The 16,179-nt window shown below is 59.9% G+C and carries 13 protein-coding genes; 7 read left to right on the forward strand and 6 right to left on the reverse strand.

Annotation, left to right across the window (positions count from 1 at the left end; all coding sequences use genetic code 11):
• Nucleotides 1–28 precede the first annotated feature (28 nt).
• A complete protein-coding gene (locus QZH45_RS01230) occupies nt 29–808 on the forward strand; it encodes an N-acetylmuramoyl-L-alanine amidase (protein WP_024778415.1) in 780 nt (259 codons plus the stop codon).
• Nucleotides 809–884: 76 nt separating this feature from the next.
• Nucleotides 885–2,498 (forward strand): EAL domain-containing protein, encoded by a 1,614-nt coding sequence (locus QZH45_RS01235; protein ID WP_024778416.1) that lies wholly within the window; start codon nt 885–887, stop codon nt 2,496–2,498.
• Between the two features lie 12 nt (nt 2,499–2,510).
• Here QZH45_RS01235 and QZH45_RS01240 read toward each other — a convergent pair whose 3' ends face one another.
• Both QZH45_RS01240 and algB read right to left on the reverse strand, forming a co-directional pair.
• Entirely contained in the window at nt 2,511–4,301 is a 1,791-nt protein-coding gene (locus QZH45_RS01240; RefSeq protein ID WP_055136134.1) for an ATP-binding protein, read from the reverse strand.
• Between the two features lie 10 nt (nt 4,302–4,311).
• On the reverse strand, nt 4,312–5,658 hold the full coding sequence (gene algB, locus QZH45_RS01245; RefSeq protein ID WP_024778418.1) for a sigma-54-dependent response regulator transcription factor AlgB: 1,347 nt from the start codon (nt 5,656–5,658) through the stop codon (nt 4,312–4,314).
• A 436-nt stretch (nt 5,659–6,094) separates the two neighbouring features.
• On the opposite strand from algB, the gene QZH45_RS01250 reads away from it, so the two are divergent.
• The 5 genes from QZH45_RS01250 to QZH45_RS01270 all read left to right on the forward strand — a co-directional run bounded on the left by QZH45_RS01250 (nt 6,095) and on the right by QZH45_RS01270 (nt 10,566).
• Complete coding sequence (locus QZH45_RS01250; RefSeq protein WP_024778419.1) at nt 6,095–6,382, forward strand: hypothetical protein; 288 nt, start codon at nt 6,095–6,097, stop codon at nt 6,380–6,382.
• Nucleotides 6,383–6,459: 77 nt separating this feature from the next.
• On the forward strand, nt 6,460–6,624 hold the full coding sequence (locus tag QZH45_RS01255) for a DUF1328 domain-containing protein (RefSeq protein ID WP_009041538.1): 165 nt from the start codon (nt 6,460–6,462) through the stop codon (nt 6,622–6,624).
• A 2-nt stretch (nt 6,625–6,626) separates the two neighbouring features.
• The gene (locus QZH45_RS01260; RefSeq protein WP_053191966.1) at nt 6,627–7,091 is read left to right on the forward strand and encodes an inhibitor of vertebrate lysozyme family protein; all 465 of its coding nucleotides are present in this window, start codon (nt 6,627–6,629) and stop codon (nt 7,089–7,091) included.
• A gap of 691 nt (nt 7,092–7,782) precedes the next feature.
• On the forward strand, nt 7,783–9,114 hold the full coding sequence (gene gltP, locus QZH45_RS01265; protein ID WP_024778421.1) for a glutamate/aspartate:proton symporter GltP: 1,332 nt from the start codon (nt 7,783–7,785) through the stop codon (nt 9,112–9,114).
• A gap of 222 nt (nt 9,115–9,336) precedes the next feature.
• Nucleotides 9,337–10,566 carry a nucleoside recognition domain-containing protein gene (locus QZH45_RS01270; protein ID WP_055136135.1) on the forward strand — a complete coding sequence of 410 codons (1,230 nt, stop codon included), beginning with the start codon at nt 9,337–9,339 and terminating at the stop codon, nt 10,564–10,566.
• A 201-nt stretch (nt 10,567–10,767) separates the two neighbouring features.
• Here QZH45_RS01270 and QZH45_RS01275 read toward each other — a convergent pair whose 3' ends face one another.
• The 4 genes from QZH45_RS01275 to QZH45_RS01290 all read right to left on the reverse strand — a co-directional run bounded on the left by QZH45_RS01275 (nt 10,768) and on the right by QZH45_RS01290 (nt 16,170).
• On the reverse strand, nt 10,768–11,775 hold the full coding sequence (locus tag QZH45_RS01275; RefSeq protein WP_024778423.1) for a DUF5924 family protein: 1,008 nt from the start codon (nt 11,773–11,775) through the stop codon (nt 10,768–10,770).
• A gap of 210 nt (nt 11,776–11,985) precedes the next feature.
• The gene (locus QZH45_RS01280; RefSeq protein ID WP_055135670.1) at nt 11,986–13,362 is read right to left on the reverse strand and encodes a M16 family metallopeptidase; all 1,377 of its coding nucleotides are present in this window, start codon (nt 13,360–13,362) and stop codon (nt 11,986–11,988) included.
• A gap of 58 nt (nt 13,363–13,420) precedes the next feature.
• On the reverse strand, nt 13,421–15,079 hold the full coding sequence (locus tag QZH45_RS01285) for a Na/Pi cotransporter family protein (protein WP_024778425.1): 1,659 nt from the start codon (nt 15,077–15,079) through the stop codon (nt 13,421–13,423).
• Nucleotides 15,080–15,402: 323 nt separating this feature from the next.
• Complete coding sequence (locus QZH45_RS01290) at nt 15,403–16,170, reverse strand: TerC family protein (protein ID WP_024778426.1); 768 nt, start codon at nt 16,168–16,170, stop codon at nt 15,403–15,405.
• Between the last annotated feature and the right edge of the window lie 9 nt (nt 16,171–16,179).

A 16,179-nucleotide genomic window follows, 5' to 3' on the forward strand; every position in this document is an offset into this window, starting at 1 on the left:
ATTCGCCATCCGTAAACGCATTCGCGCCATGAAAACTGTCTCAATCATTGTATTTTTGCTGGCCCTGGCCGGTTGTGCCAGCGGCCCCCGGATTGATACCAGCCACCCGTCGGCCAACCAGGACAGCCGTATCCAGTTCGTCGTGGTGCATTACACCTCGGCCTCCCTGGAGCGGTCCCTGGCGCTGCTGACCCACGGTGAGGTCAGCGCCCACTACCTGATCAGCGACGACAAGGATGCGACCATCTACAAGCTGGTGGATGAAAGCCGGCGCGCCTGGCACGCCGGGGACAGCGAATGGCAGGGTCGGACCTGGCTCAACTCCAGTTCCATCGGTATCGAGATCGTCAATCCGGGGTACCTCGACACCCCCACCGGGCGTCTCTGGTATCCGTATAGTGAAGCCCAGGTCCAATCCTTGATCGCATTGCTCAAGGACATCACCCGGCGCAACGCGATCAACCCAATCAACATCATCGGACACAGCGACATCGCCCCCCTGCGCAAGCTTGATCCGGGGCCGTTGTTCCCCTGGAAGCGCCTGGCGGAAGCAGGCCTGGGCGTCTGGCCGGACGAACAGGCAGTGGCACGCCAGCAGGCTTCCTTCGTAGCGCAACTGCCGAGCGCCACGTGGTTCCAGACCGAGTTGGCCCGCCTCGGCTATCCAACTCCCCGGACCGGCGACTGGGACGTGGCTACCCGCCATGTGCTGGCCGCCTTCCAGATGCGTTATCGACCGACCCGGTTCGACGGTATGCCTGACGCGCAAAGCGCGGCGATCCTGCAGGTGCTCAACGGGACAAAATAATGACGCCTGTCCGATGATAAAGGCCGATTCCCAATCAGGGGCTATAACTCATTGGTAACTTTCGGATTACCAATCGATGAAGGCTGCCCGCGAAACGCTGCACAGCTGGCTCCATCGCCCTCTCTTCCTGGCGACGGTTGCGGCTGCCCTTAGTACGCTGCTGTTGCTGGCGGGGAGCCTGTTTGTGGTCGTGCAACAGACCCAGCAGCGCGAAAGCGACCAGATGAATGCCCAAGGCGAACGCTTCCTGCAAAGGCTGGAGCAGCTTTTCGGACAACTGCGCGAAAGCCTTGATGACCTGCAAGCCCAACCGCTGCGTGGGTGCGACGAGGAAATGATTGCGACCTTGCAACAGGCCAGCTTCAACTATCGCTTCGTCTACGAGGCGGTGTATGTCGACAGTCGCGGTGCCTGCTCCAGTCGTCCACGCCAGAGCGGATTGTCCCTCGCCCGTGCCCCTGACTTACGGGGGCCGACCTATAGTTATTGGCTAAACACCACCACTGAGCCCGACGAAAACCGCGCCGTGTTGATGTTGGGACGCGGTAATTTTCGGGTCGCCACTTCCAGAGGGCATCTGACCGACGTGGTGGACCTACCGCCAGGCAGCAGTCTGCTGGTGGTTCTGGACCATGGTGAGCGTGCCGTTCCCGTGCTGGGTACCGATCAATACTGGCCGCCCACCGAGCCTTGGCCTCCGAAAAACCGCAATGCACTGCAGGTGACAGCGACCCGGTTGATCTATCGCATGCAGACCGACAGCCCGGAATATCAGTTGGTGCTGATTGCCCAGCGCAACGGCTTTCATATTCCGGCCAACGCCTGGTGGATGCTGCCCACCAGCCTGATATTGGGCCTGGGGATCGGTTTTCTGGTGTTCCTCCTGGCGCGTCAGCATCAATCCATGGATGCCGAGCTGCATGGGGCCATCCGTCGGGGCGAGTTCCAGGTGCTTTATCAGCCGATCTTCGACTTGCACAGCCGCAACTGTGTCGGTGCTGAAGCCTTGTTGCGCTGGCGACGACCGGACGGCACCTTGACCAGTCCCGATCTGTTCATTCCCATGGCGGAAGATACCGGGCAGATCCGCCAGATCACCGACTTCGTCTTGCAGCGGCTGTTTGATCAGTTGGGCCAGCTATTGCGAGCCAATCCGCAGCTCTATATTTCCGTGAACCTGGCGGCGTGCGACGTGATGGTACCGCGCATCGGTGAGGTGATTGCACGCTTGCTGGCGCGGCATCGGGTGTCGGCGCGGCAGATTGCCTTTGAAGTAACGGAGCGCGGGCTGATCGATGTGCTGGTTGCCAGGGATAACCTGCAGTCGTTGCGGGATGTGGGCCATCAAGTACTGATTGACGATTTTGGCACCGGTTATTGCAGTCTGGCTTACCTGCAGACGCTGCCGGTGGACTGTCTGAAAATCGACAAGGCCTTTATCGATGCCCTCGGCCACGACGCCGCCAGCAGTGGCGTGGCGCCGCACATCATTCGTATGGCTCACGCGCTGGAACTCAAGGTGATCGCCGAAGGTATCGAGCACGAGGCCCAAGCGTCATACCTGCGTAGCGAAGGCGTCACGTTCGGCCAGGGTTGGCTGTTTGCCCATGCCCTCAGCGCCGTGCAGCTTATTGAGCTGATTACCCGCGGGCGACGACTGGTCGGAAGGCGCCTGGATGATGAGGCCTAGACACTTACGGCTTCAAACCGTCAGCGCCATGTAGAACTGCGTACCCTGCCCTGGCCTTGAATAAACACCCATGCGCCCGCCATGGAGCTGCACGATCTCCTTGCACAGGGCCAGTCCGAGGCCTGCGCCCCCTTTTTTGCGTCCGACCTGGACGAAAGGTTCGAAGATTCGCCCTTGTTGGCCATAGGCAATGCCTTCGCCATTATCTTCGACGCTGATGATGACCCGCTCACCATGGCGCCGGGCCTGCAAGCGGATCTGGCCGTTGTCGCCGGTGTGACGCATGGCATTGTCGATCAGGTTATCCAGCACCCGTTCCAGCTGCGCCGCATCGGCGTGCAGGCGTGGCAGCGGACCTTGGATCGCCACGAGCAACTCGATGCCCTTGGCTTGGGCCTGGGCGGCAAATCGCAGGCGGGTCGCCTCCAGCAGGTCTTCGATGGAGCAAGGTGCCAGGGTCAGCTTTTGCAGGCCGTTCTGGTAGCGCGAGAAATTCAGCAGGTCATTGATGAGCTGCATCAAGCGCTGCATCTCTTCATTGACGGTGTCGAGCAGGTCTGCTTCGCGGGAGTCTTCAGGGAAATGAACGCGCTCGCGCAACAGGCCGAACGCCATGTGCATACCGGTTACCGGTGTGCGCAGCTCGTGGGAAGCCCGCAGCACGAACTCACTGCGTACCCGTTCGAAGGCACGTTGTTCGGTGACGTCGTGCAGCACCATCACTGCCCCGAGAATATGTCCCTGGGTATGGCTGACAGGCGTAAGGCTGTAGGTCAGCAGTCGGGATTCGCCATCCACTTCGATGCCCAGATCGTCCGGTGCCCGTTCCAGCGTTCCGCCGCGCAGCACCAGGTGCAATTCCTCATCCAGATCAGGGCGGCCAAGCGCCTCGCCCAATCCCTGGCCCAGGCGCTCCTCATCCCAGCCCAGTTGTCGTTGAGCTACCGGGTTCAGGTGCTCCAGCCGGCCCTGGCGGTCGATCATCAGCAAGCCATCGTCAATGCTGTCCAGCACCGCTTGCAAGCGTTGCTGGCCGGCCAGCAGCTCATCGACGTTGGTGGCCTGGTGCTCTCGCAGGGCCTGGGCCATGATTCCGAAACGACGCGTCAGCAGGTTCAGTTCAGGGGTAGAGGAAACCGGCAACGTTACTTCGAAATTGCCTTGGCCGATGTCGTCCGCAGCCGAAACCAGCGCCTCGATCGGTGTCCCGAAACGCCGGGCGATGCCATGGGCCGTAATGAAACCGATGACCAGCACCGCCGCTCCTACCAGGCCCAGCAGGCCGGAAATCAGAAACGCCCGGTCACGGCCGCGGGTCTGAGTGTCGCTGATGTTGGTCAAGGCATGCCGGTACCCTGCGATCAGCCCTTTACGCAATACATTGAATTTCTCGGTGAGGTCCTGGATGCCCGTGAGCTGGGACGGCTGCTGGCGAGAGGCTGCAAAGGCCTCGAGGAACCCGAGATAGTCGGCCTTGGCCTGGGTGAAGCTGGTCGTCGGCTCGTCCAGGCTCTGTTCGTGGGCAATGCCCTCCTCCAGCAGACCGAAATATTGCCGCTTGGAATCTTCGAGCGCGGCGAGGTCGGGTTTGTCATCGAGCATGATCATCAGCTGGTCGCCCAGGGTCTGGCGTAGCTTGAGACCCAGGTCCAGGAGGACGAAGTTGTCGCGCACCGATTTTTCCTGGGTATTGGCCATTTGCATCACGCCGACCAAGCCAAGCAGCAATCCCAGCAACGCCACCGTTATCAGCGCCGAGATACTGAGAAACAGTCGAGTGCGCAGCTTCATCGCCAGTTTCATAAGGTACCGCTCATAGGTTGTATTGCTTGCGTTTGCGATACAGCGTGGAGGCGTCGATGCCCAGGGTCTTGGCAGCCTGGTCCAGCGTATCAGCCGTGGCCAGCACGGCACCGATGTGGGCTTTCTCCAATTCGTCGAGGCTCAGCGCGGCGCCGATTCGCGGTGCGTTGTTGACCGTTTGCTCGGCCATGCCCAAATGACTGATCTCAACTTTTTCCTGGGGGCATATGATGCTGGCGCGCTCCACTACGTTACGCAGTTCCCGGATGTTACCCGGCCAGCGATAGCCTAGCAGCGCTTCACGGGCCTCATCGCTGAATCCCCGGGCTGGACGGGCATATTCCTTGACGAAGCGGGCCAGGAAACGGTCCGCCAGGGTCAGGATGTCTTCGGCGCGCTCGCGTAGCGGCGGCAAGTGCAGCGTAATGACATTCAACCGGTAGAGCAGATCCTCCCGAAAACGTCCGTCGCGGACCATGTCTTCAAGGTTCAGGTTAGTCGCTGCGAGGATCCGTACATCGGCCCGGCGGGTGACCGGGTCGCCGACCCGTTCGTATTCCTTGTCCTGGATGAAACGCAACAACTTTGGTTGCAACGTCAGCGGAAAATCGCCGATCTCATCGAGAAACAGTGTTCCGCCATCCGCCTGGTTAACCCGCCCCAGCGTACTCTCGCTGGCACCGGTGAACGCGCCACGGCTGTGACCGAACAACTCGCTTTCCATCAGCTCGGTCGTCAGCGACGGACAATTGATGGTGACACAGGATTTTTTCGCGCGTTTGCTCCAGCCATGGATCGCTCGGGCCAGTTCTCCCTTGCCGGTACCTGATTCGCCAAGGATCAGGATATTGGCGTCGGTGCTGGCCACTTGGCGGGCGGTCTCCAGCACCACCTTCATAGCCGGGCTGTGGGAGTCGAGGCCGTCCTTGGGTTTGCGCATCTCCCCTTCCAGTGCCTCCAGCCTTGCCGACAACTGGCGGACTTCCAGTTGTTTGGCGGTCGCCAGACGCAATTGGTCCGGGCTGCATGGCTTGACCAGATAGTCGGCGGCACCGGCCTGGATCGCGTCTACCGCAGTGTCGACAGCCGAGTGGGCGGTGACAATCACCACGCGCATCCACGGTGCCTGGATGCGCATCTGGGCCAACACATCCAGGCCGTTGTCTTCCCCCAGGCGAAGGTCGAGAAAGCACAGATCGAATACCTGGCGCTGCAACAAGGTATCGGCCTGGGCGGCGCTGTTGGCGGTGGCAACGGTATAGCCTTCGTCTTCCAGGCAATAGCGGAACGTACGCAGGATGGCGGACTCATCGTCTACCAGCAGAATGCGGCCTTGATGCTCAGTGGCTGATTCCATTTTTCCTACGCTCCTTTAATGAATGATGTTGGTTAGTGTCAGAAAAATCGGGCAAGTTGCATGGTCGATTCTGAGCGAATATTACCTATAGAAAGCGCCACGGTGAGCTGTAGAAGTCTAAAGACCTGATTTACGTATAGTTTCTGGGGTTCGTTCGCCATGAGTGGTCAGACCTGCTCATTCCGACCGCCGTTCTCGAACAGCAATTCAAAAAGAATCTGCCCGTCTCCCTCTCCCTCGTTCGTGCAATACGCACGACTGCGCTTCGGGCCATCGTGCAGGATGCGATTTCCCTGTTTTTATAAGCACGTCTAACTCACTGATTAATAAAGTATATTTCTAGGTAAATTTCTGGCATGACGTCTGCAATGGTCTGGTCATCGTGGCGTTAAAGCGCCTAACCAGATCACCACCCGGGGTGGGGAGGAATTCCAGGATGAATTTGCAACGTGCCGCCCGATTACCTGTCACCCCCCTGCAGATTCAGCAGGGGCTGTGGGCTGTTCTGGCATTGCTGGTAACCCTCGTGGTTAGCCAGCAACTGCTCCTCTGGCACTACAGCCAACAGCCCGAGCCAGTACAGGTGTCGATGCATCGAGCGCCTCAAACCCACTTCAGTGCGGTAAGCAGTGTTGCCGAAGCGTCTGCCTCAATGCGGATGATGGATGTCGATCAGGCTCAGCCGGTGACCGACGTGCCCCGTCAGGAACGCTGGGTGTTTTGACTCGACCGTGCGTCCGACATGTCCGGAACCATTCCAACCAGTCTTTCACTAAATAGAAAAGCGTAAGGAGAATCACCATGTTGAGTTGGGCAATTACCTTCCTGATCATTGCCATCATCGCTGCAGTGCTGGGCTTCGGTGGTATCGCAGGCACTGCCACGGGCATCGCCAAGATTCTCTTTGTCGTGTTCCTGGTGATGTTCATCGTCTCCTTCTTCTTTGGCCGTCGTGGCCGAGGTTGACCATGAATGCTGTATTGAAAGGACTGGCCGCCGCCCTGCTTCTGGGCGGCAGTGCCACGGCAATGGCTGCCAATGACGGACAGATGCGGGTCAATCAATTGCTTCAGGCTGACGCGCAATACCGTGAAACCTGGCAGCACGTCGTCAAGAAAGAAGAGCGTCTGCCGGAATGGGTGATGAATCTGTCGGGCGATTCGGAACAGATGAACGCTGTTGAGGAAGACGGTGACAAGTATCTGGTGGGCCCGTTGTGTGAAACCCACGCCACATGCCGTAATGAGCGCCTGTTCGTCGCTTTCAGTTTCGACAAGGATGAGGCTTACGCTTTGCTGGTCGAGGTGCCCGCCGGGCTGCCCGCCGACAAGTCGCCGACCCGTCATGCCAACTACCGCTTCCTCGGCAATCCCGATGACGGTATGCAAGAACTGTTAATGGAACAACTCAAGAAAGATCCAGACTGGTACTGATTCTGGAATACGGGAAAAGCAGCCTTGCTTTTCTCCCTGCACAGCCCGAGGAGGGCCGATGCATGACCAGGGGGCCGGGACGTTCTGACTGTTCAGGGTCGGAGTGACCTACGGGCACAAGGGGTGCCTGCGAAAGGGCCGGGTCAGGAAAAAGCTGCGACGCAGGTTCGCGAAACCGCAATGGCTTGGCGAACCTGCGTAGAGCTTGGCAAGCAGGAAGCCCGTTCCAGAGCGGCTTGTTCTCAGCACCTAATGATCACAGATCCGATGCGGCATTTTGTCCCGTCACTTCCATCTCTTTCCTGACGTCTGACCGTACATCGGAGAGCTTTCCGGCCATTGCGGTCGCCTTCGGCTGCCCGGTTCGTCGGTTTTACCGGCGGATGAAACAGAGCCCGGCTACGCTGAAACCGCCGGTTCACGGCATTTATGCCTGCTGAAATGTCGCATTCGAACCGTTTGGGACGCAGGTTTTGTTTTGAAAATCCTATGCCGATTCGGCATAGGGTAGGCGTTTACGGCATTAGACGATCCCCCCTCGCATCGCAATAGTTGCGCCTTTTTTCGCCCGCCAGTAAGCCGCCAGCGCGCGCTCGGGTGACCTTATACGGGGGCGGGAGCACGACTTGTATCGCCATTGGCGGTTCGATTTGCGCTTCTGTCCGAGTCCAATCGAAGTAAGGGTAATGATATGAAGAAGGCAAGATTAAGCCTCGCCTGGCAGATCCTCATCGGTCTCGTGCTCGGGATTGCGCTGGGCGCGCTGCTCAACCATTTCAGTGCCGAGAAGGCCTGGTGGATCAGCAACGTGCTGCAACCGGCGGGCGATATCTTTATCCGTCTGATCAAGATGATCGTGATCCCGATCGTGATCTCCTCGCTGATCGTCGGCATTGCCGGGGTCGGTGATGCGAAGAAGCTCGGGCGAATCGGCCTCAAGACGATCCTCTACTTTGAAATCGTCACCACCATCGCCATTGTCGTCGGTCTGTTGCTGGCCAACTTCTTCCATCCAGGCAGTGGCATCGACATGAGCACTCTGGGCACGGTGGATATTTCCAAGTATCAGGCCACGGCCGCCGAAGTGCAGCATGAGCATGCCTTCGTCCAGACCATTCTCAATCTGATCCCGTCGAACATCTTCGCGGCGCTGACCCGCGGCGAGATGCTGCCGATCATTTTCTTCTCCGTACTGTTCGGCCTGGGTCTTTCCAGCCTGCAATCGGACCTGCGCGAGCCGCTGGTGAAAATGTTCCAGGGCGTGTCGGAAAGCATGTTCAAAGTCACCCACATGATCATGCAGTACGCCCCGATCGGCGTTTTCGCGCTCATTGCGGTGACGGTGGCCAACTTCGGTTTCGCGTCTCTGCTGCCGCTGGCGAAACTGGTGATCCTGGTTTATGTCGCCATTGCCTTCTTCGCTTTCGTGGTGCTGGGGCTGATCGCCCGCCTGTTCGGCTTCTCGGTGCTCAAGCTGATGCGTATCTTCAAGGATGAACTGGTACTGGCCTACTCCACCGCCAGCTCCGAAACCGTGTTGCCGCGTGTCATCGAGAAGATGGAAGCCTACGGGGCTCCGAAAGCCATCTGCAGCTTCGTGGTGCCGACCGGTTACTCGTTCAACCTCGACGGTTCGACGCTGTACCAGAGCATCGCGGCGATTTTCATTGCCCAGTTGTATGGCATCGATCTGTCCATCAGCCAGCAATTGCTGCTGGTGCTGACGTTGATGGTCACCTCCAAAGGTATCGCCGGCGTGCCGGGCGTGTCCTTCGTGGTATTGCTGGCAACCCTGGGCAGCGTCGGTATCCCGCTGGAGGGCCTGGCCTTCATCGCCGGTGTCGACCGCATCATGGACATGGCCCGTACCGCATTGAACGTGATCGGCAACGCCCTGGCCGTGCTGGTCATCTCTCGCTGGGAAGGCATGTACGATGATGCCAAGGGCCAGCGCTACTGGAATTCCTTGCCCCACTGGCGCAGCAAGGAGCCGCTGCCGGCCGGCGAGCCTTCCAGTCGCTGATCCGAGATGTTGGTGAGAGCAAAAATACCTGTGGGAGCAAAGCTTGCTCGCGATAGAAATCTGTCAGCCACATTGAGCCAGCAGACCTTTCGCTGATCGCGAGCAAGCTTTGCTCCCACAACGAATGCTCTGTGTACCCTGTCTGAACCCCGGAGAAATCCGGGGTTTGTCGTTTCTGCTGGCCCCGCTATCATTCGCGGCATCTTCCGGGGGATTTAACCGATGCTCAATGGCCTGTGGCTTGGCTTCTTTATCGTGGCGGCCGTCTCGGCGCTGATGCAGTGGCTGGTGGGTGGCAACGCCGGCATCTTCGCGGCGATGGTGGAAAGCATCTTTGCCATGGCCAAGCTGTCGGTGGAGGTGATGGTCGTGCTGTTCGGTACCTTGACCCTGTGGCTGGGATTCCTGCGAATAGCCGAAAAGGCCGGCATCGTCGACTGGCTGGCCAAGGCCCTCGGCCCGCTGTTCCTGCGGCTGATGCCGGAAGTGCCGCCGGGCCATCCGACCATTGGCCTGATTACGCTCAATTTCGCCGCCAACGGCCTGGGCCTGGACAACGCCGCTACCCCCATCGGCCTGAAGGCTATGCGCGCCTTGCAGGACCTGAATCCCAACCCGACCATCGCCAGCAACGCACAGATCCTGTTCCTGGTGCTCAATGCCTCGTCGCTGACGTTGCTGCCGGTGACGATCTTCATGTACCGCGCCCAGCAAGGCGCGCCGGACCCGACCCTGGTGTTCCTGCCGATCCTGCTCGCCACCAGTTGTTCCACCCTGGTGGGGCTGTTGTCGGTGGCATTCATGCAACGCCTGCGTCTATGGGATCCGGTGGTGCTGGCTTATCTGATCCCTGGTGCGCTGGCGCTGGGCGGTTTCATGGCGTTGCTGGCGACGCTCTCGGCGACGGCCCTGGCGAGCCTGTCCTCGATCCTCGGCAACTTGACGCTGTTCGGCCTGATCATCCTGTTCCTGGTGGTGGGAGCCCTGCGCAAGGTCAAGGTGTACGAAGCGTTTATCGAGGGTGCCAAGGAGGGGTTCGACGTTGCCAAGAGCTTGCTGCCTTACCTGGTGGCGATGCTGTGCGCGGTCGGTGTATTGCGGGCTTCGGGGGCACTGGATTTTGGTCTGGATGGTATTCGGCACCTGGTGCAGTGGGCCGGCTGGGATACACGCTTTGTCGACGCCTTGCCGACTGCCATGGTCAAGCCGTTCTCCGGCAGCGCCGCACGGGCGATGCTGATTGAAACCATGAAGACTTCCGGCGTGGACAGTTTCCCGGCCCTGTTGGCGGCGACCGTCCAGGGCAGCACCGAGACCACGTTCTATGTCCTGGCGGTGTACTTCGGTGCCGTGGGCATCCAGCGGGCGCGGCATGCGGTGGGCTGTGCGCTGCTGGCGGAGTTGGCCGGTGTGCTGGGGGCCATCGGGGTCTGCTACTGGTTCTTCGGCTGACAACGAGTTTCTGTGGGAGTGGGCTTGCCCTAATGCAAGTCTGTCAAGCCACAAACCTAATGTAGGAGCAAAGCTTGCTCGCGATAGCGACAGACCAGTCACATTGTTGCTGACTGACTTACCGCAATCGCGAGCAAGCTTTGCTCCCACGGGTTTTGCGTCGTTTGATCCTTAACTGACTGGTATCAGGGCTTATCCTGCTCATTCGGTTACGTTGAAGCGCAGCACCCCGATCATCTGTCCGTTTTCTGTCAGTACCCGTACCTGCCATTTGCCCGTCGGGTTGTCCGGGAAGTTCTGCTTGTGGGTCCAGGCGCGATAACCTTCCTTGCGCCCGCCATGAATGTCCAGGGCGATGCGGTCCACTTCTTTGCCGTTGAACTGCCACACGTGATAGATCCGTTCGTCCAGCCCCCGCGGTGCATTGATGGCGGTATAGGCATACAGGCCGTTGCCGCGGATCTGGGCGGCGCTGACTTCCTTGAGGCTGTCGCCGGGTGTGCGGTCCTCCAACTGTGTGCTGATCGCCACTTCGGTCATCCACAGGGTGGCCGGTGGTACCCAGGAACGCAGCATCCATCCGACAGCGCCAATCCCCAGGGTGATGCACAGAATCGCCAGCGCGTTGCGCACCGTGCGGATCGGAAAGATCGAAGCCAGGCTCGGGAACGACAACAGCATGGAGATGCCCAGCGCCAGCTTGAAGCTCTGGTCGGTGGTCAGGTGCATGATGATCGGCAGCGCGGTGAGCAGGGCGGCGAACAGCGTCAGCGTGTGCAATGCCAGGAACGCCCAGCGTCGGGGCGCCAGCCATTTGTAATACAGCGGATCGGTGATCGAAATCAGCCCTGACGCCCCCAGCAACCCGGTGAAAATCAGCTGGCTGCTGTTCCAGGTGGTGGTGATCAGGAAAAACGGCAGGACAAAAAACAGGCTTTCCTGATGAATCATCTGTGTGGCGTAACGCAGCAACGGCTGCGGTATTTCCCGCTTGAAAATGCGTGTGAACAGCCGGGTCAGGCTGTTTTCCAGCATCAGCCAGAGCCAGCTCACCAGCATCAGGATGGCGATCCAGGTTGCCAGGCCCTGCTGGCGGTCCACCAGTATGAAACTGCCGGCACCGGAGATGAAACCGCCGAGCGCAATGACCCCTGGGTAGCGCTTCATCAGTTCAAGGATGCGCTGGATGTAATGAGTCAGGGTCTGCATTAGGCGGTTTCACAGTAAGTCGTAGGAAATATCCCCGACAGAGTATCGTCCAGGCACCTGCATGGCGAGGCTCTCATCCGCTTCTGTGGTCAGGGACTGTGGGAGCAAAGCCTGCTCGCGACGCAGGCGATGCTATTCAGAAAGACTTCATCAACTTCATCGCGGGCAAGCCTTGCTCCCACCGGCTTTGCGTCTTCACGTCTTGTTGCCTCAAATCCGGCGACGCAGCCGCCATACCACCAGCCCCAGCAGCAACAACCCCAGCAGGCCGCTCACCCCCCACACCAGCTCATCATCACTGAGCAGCGGCTTCTCGATGCGCAGGTAGCCCGGGTCCTTGAGTAGTTCGCGCAGGGCCTGGTTGGCTTGTTCCAGGCTCACCCTCTGCAAGCGCACGGCCGGGTTGGCGAAGCGGCCGTCTTCATAGTCGCCCAGGGCGCCCCAGTAATAATCGGCCAGCGCACTGTTACCTTGAACCGCCCAGGTCTGGTGGGCGATGGCTGCGCGCTTGATGCGCATGAAGCTGTCAGGGTCCAGCCCGTCCTTGAGTAACGCCCTGCGCAATTCTTCGAGCGCCTGCTCGGCTTGCGGCAGGTCCTCACGAGCCAGGTCCGCGTTCAGGCTGAGGAAACCGACGCCGCCGAACACCTCCCGCTCCACCCATGGCCCATAGGACAGGCCCCGGGCCAGGCGCAGTTGGCGATAGAGCGCCCAGTCCAGATAGTTCTTGAGCAGGTCGAAGGTTTCGTCGTGTTGCTGTTCCAGTACCGGCTCGGGGAACAACCAGTGCAGCTTGGCGCCATCACCCACCAGGCTGCGGATCAGGTTGCGCTTGGTCACGGCGCTGTAGCGGATCTGTGGCAATGCCTCATGGACGCTGGGTTCGACTGGTTTGAGTGTGCCGTAGGTGCGCTCCAGGTAGGCCGGCAGCAAGCGATCGAGGTCGCCGACCACGATCAATGTCATGTTGTTCGGTGCATACCAGGCCTTGCGAACCTGTTCGAGCCGGGCGAGAGTGTGGTGCTCGACCTCGGCCCGTTCCGCGCAACGCAGGCCCAGTTCCACTGCCAACTGGTTGCTGGCCTTGTGTCCCAGGTCCTGGCGGTCGAGCCAGCGTTGCAGGTGGGTGTAGTGGCCGCCGTCCTCGCGTTCAACTACCTGTTTCGCCGCCTCCAGGGCCTTCTCGTCGATGCGGGTGCGCGTCAGCACCGCCAGCAGAAGATCGAGGATCTTGCGCTGGTTGCTCGCCGGCGCCTCGATGACAAAGGTGGTGTCGGCATTGCTGGTGAAGGCATTCCATTCGCCGCCCAGTGCCTGCATCCGTTCTTCCAAGGCGCCTTCGCCGCCCTCGTCGATCCCGCTGAACAGCGCATGTTCGAGCAGGTGCGGCAGTTCCTTGTCGGCGCAGCTGAAGTCATCCAGGCCCACGCCGACCACCAGCCGGATGGCGACGTGACCGCGTTCGCTACCGGGCTTGAGCAGCAACTGCATACCGTTGGGCAGCGTGTAGCCCTCGACCTGGAACCGGTCGAGGGCTACCGCAGGCAGCGAACCGAACAAGAAAAGAGCGAATAACAGACCACGCATAAACGGCTTCCTGGCGACTGACAGTCCAACCCTACTGACTGAACAATACGTCAGATGTTCAAGGCGAGTGGGTGATGTCGGATATTTCATCCGCCGCCAAGGCACCGATTTCGGCAGTTTCCAGCACCACATAGGCGCTGCCGCAGAACAGCGAGTTGAGACGTCGCATATCAGCAATCAGCTCCAGGTGCAGGGCACTGGTCTCCAGGCTTTGTACGATCTTGCGCTGCAAGCGACTGACATGGGCATGGGCCATCCGCCTTTCCTGGGCGCGAAAGCGCCGTTTCTCGCGCAGCAACTGACGGGCGCTTTCCCGATCGCCACTGAGGAACACCGACAAGCCCAGTCGCAGGTTGGCGATCAAATGGCTGTGCAGCCCTGCCAATTCTTCCAGGCCCACCTCGGAAAAGGACAGGCGTTGCGAGGTCTTCTGCTGCTGGACCTTGCGCAGCATACGTTCGATGAGGTCGCTGCCGAGCTTCAGGTTGATCGCCAGCTCAATGATCTCTGCCCATCGCCGGCTGTCCTGCTCACTGAGGTCTTCGCGGGGCATTTGGGCCATGTACAACTTGATGGCACTGCACAGTACCTCGACATCATCGCCCACGCCCCGAACTTCCTGAGTGAGCGCCGTCTGCTGGCCGCGCAACACGTCGAGCATGGCTTCGAGCATGTTTTCAATCAGGTCGCCGATGCGCAATGTCTCCCGGGCTGCGTTCGCCAGGGCCAGGCTCGGCGTGACGAGGGCCGTGGGATCCAGGTGCCGGGGCTTGGCCGTGCCATTGGTTTCGGCGCGCTCCGGCAGGAGCCAGGCGCACAGCTTGGCCATCGGCGCGACGCTGGGCAGCAGCACCAGGCAACGCACGGAGTTGTAGAACAGGTGAAAGCCGATGACGGTTTCCTGGGGGCTGAAATCCAGGCTGTCCAGCCACCCCACCAGCGGGTCGAGCGCTGGAATGATCAGCAACAATCCGATCAGCTTGTACAGCAGGCTGCCCAGCGCCACCTGACGTCCGGCGGCGTTCTGCATGCTGGTGCTGAGAAATGCCAGCACGCCGCTGCCGATGTTGGCGCCGATCACCAGGCCGATGGCCACCGGCAGGCTGATCACGGCCGCGCCGGCCAGGGTTGCGGTGAGCAACACGGCGGCCAGGCTCGAATAGGAAATCATGGCGAACAGCGCACCCACCAACGCATCGAGCAGGATGTCGCCGGTCAGTGAGGCAAATATCACCTTCACGCCTTGGGCCTGGGTGATGGGCGCGGCGGCTTCGACGATCAATTGCAGCGCGAGGATGATCAGGCCCAGGCCGATGGAGACGCGGCCCATTTGCCCGACGCGGGTCTGTTTACGCGACAGGAAAAAAATCACTCCGAGGAAAATCAGCAGCGGCGATAACCACGACAAGTCGAGGGTCAGCACCCGGGCCATCAACGCCGTGCCGACGTCGGCGCCGAGCATGGTCGCCAGGGCAGGGGTCAGCGCCATCAACCCCTGGCCGACAAACGAGGTGACCAGCATGGCCGTGGCGTTGCTGCTCTGGACCATGGCGGTGACCATGATACCGGCGACAAATGCCAGCCAGCGTCGAGACATGTTCTGGCCGATGACGTGGCGCAGGTTGGAGCCATAGACACGCAGGATGCCGGTACGGACGATATGCGTACCCCAGATCAGCATGGCCACGGCAGAGAGTAGATTCAGCAGGGTCAGCATGAGAGGCCCCCTGTTAGTGTCTCAAAGAGACAAGTTGACGATGCCACATCGTTCTTCGTTGTACTTAAGCTGTAGTTGGCGAACGGTTCGGACGCCAGCATTGCACAGCTAAAGAGTCGTTTGAAACAAATCTGTCATGAAAAGCACCGCAAACCCTGTGGGAGCGAGCCTGCTCGCGATAGCGGTGTGTCAATCGATACTGTTGTGACTGAAAGGACGCTATCGCGAGCAGGCTCGCTCCCACAGGTCCGGGGTCCAGGGCAACTTTCCTGCGGGCATGAAAAAGGGGCTCCAAGAGCCCCTTCGTTCATTGCTCCGTCCAGTTATTGACCCGGAACATCCTTGCGCAGTTTCACCGGATCCTGCTGCTTGCGCTTGCGCGCAATCGCGGTGCGCATCTTGATGTTGATCGCCTCCACGGCCAGGGAGAACGCCATGGCGAAGTAGACGTAGCCTTTGGGCACGTGGACGTCGAACGACTCGGCGATCAGCACGGTACCGACCACCAGCAGGAACGACAGCGCCAGCATCTTCAGCGATGGATGCTTGTCGATGAACTCACTGATGGTGCCCGAGGCCAGCATCATCACCAGTACGGCCACGATGATCGCCGCCACCATCACCGGCACATGGGAGACCATACCGACGGCGGTGATGACCGAGTCCAGGGAAAACACGATGTCGATGATCGCGATCTGGATGATGGTGTAGAGGAAGTTGCCACCCTTGCCCGAAGGCTGATCGTCGCTTTCGTCGTCGCCTTCCAGCGCGTGGTACATCTCCTGGGAGCTTTTCCACAGCAGGAACAGGCCACCGAAGAACAGGATCAGGTCGCGACCGGAGATGCCCTGGCCGAACACTTCGAACAAATCGGCGGTCAGGCGCATAACCCAGGTGATGGACAGCAGCAACAGGATCCGCGTGATCATGGCCAGGGCCAGACCGAAGATCCGGGTGCGCGCCTGCATGTGCTTGGGCATGCGGCTGACCAGGATCGAGATCATGATGATGTTATCGATGCCCAGGACGATTTCCAGGGCGGTCAGGGTAAAGAAGGCAACCCAGATTTCCGGGTTGGTCAGCCATTCCATGTGAGTTCC

Source organism: Pseudomonas corrugata, from assembly GCF_050920615.1.
Lineage (GTDB): Bacteria > Pseudomonadota > Gammaproteobacteria > Pseudomonadales > Pseudomonadaceae > Aquipseudomonas > Aquipseudomonas corrugata.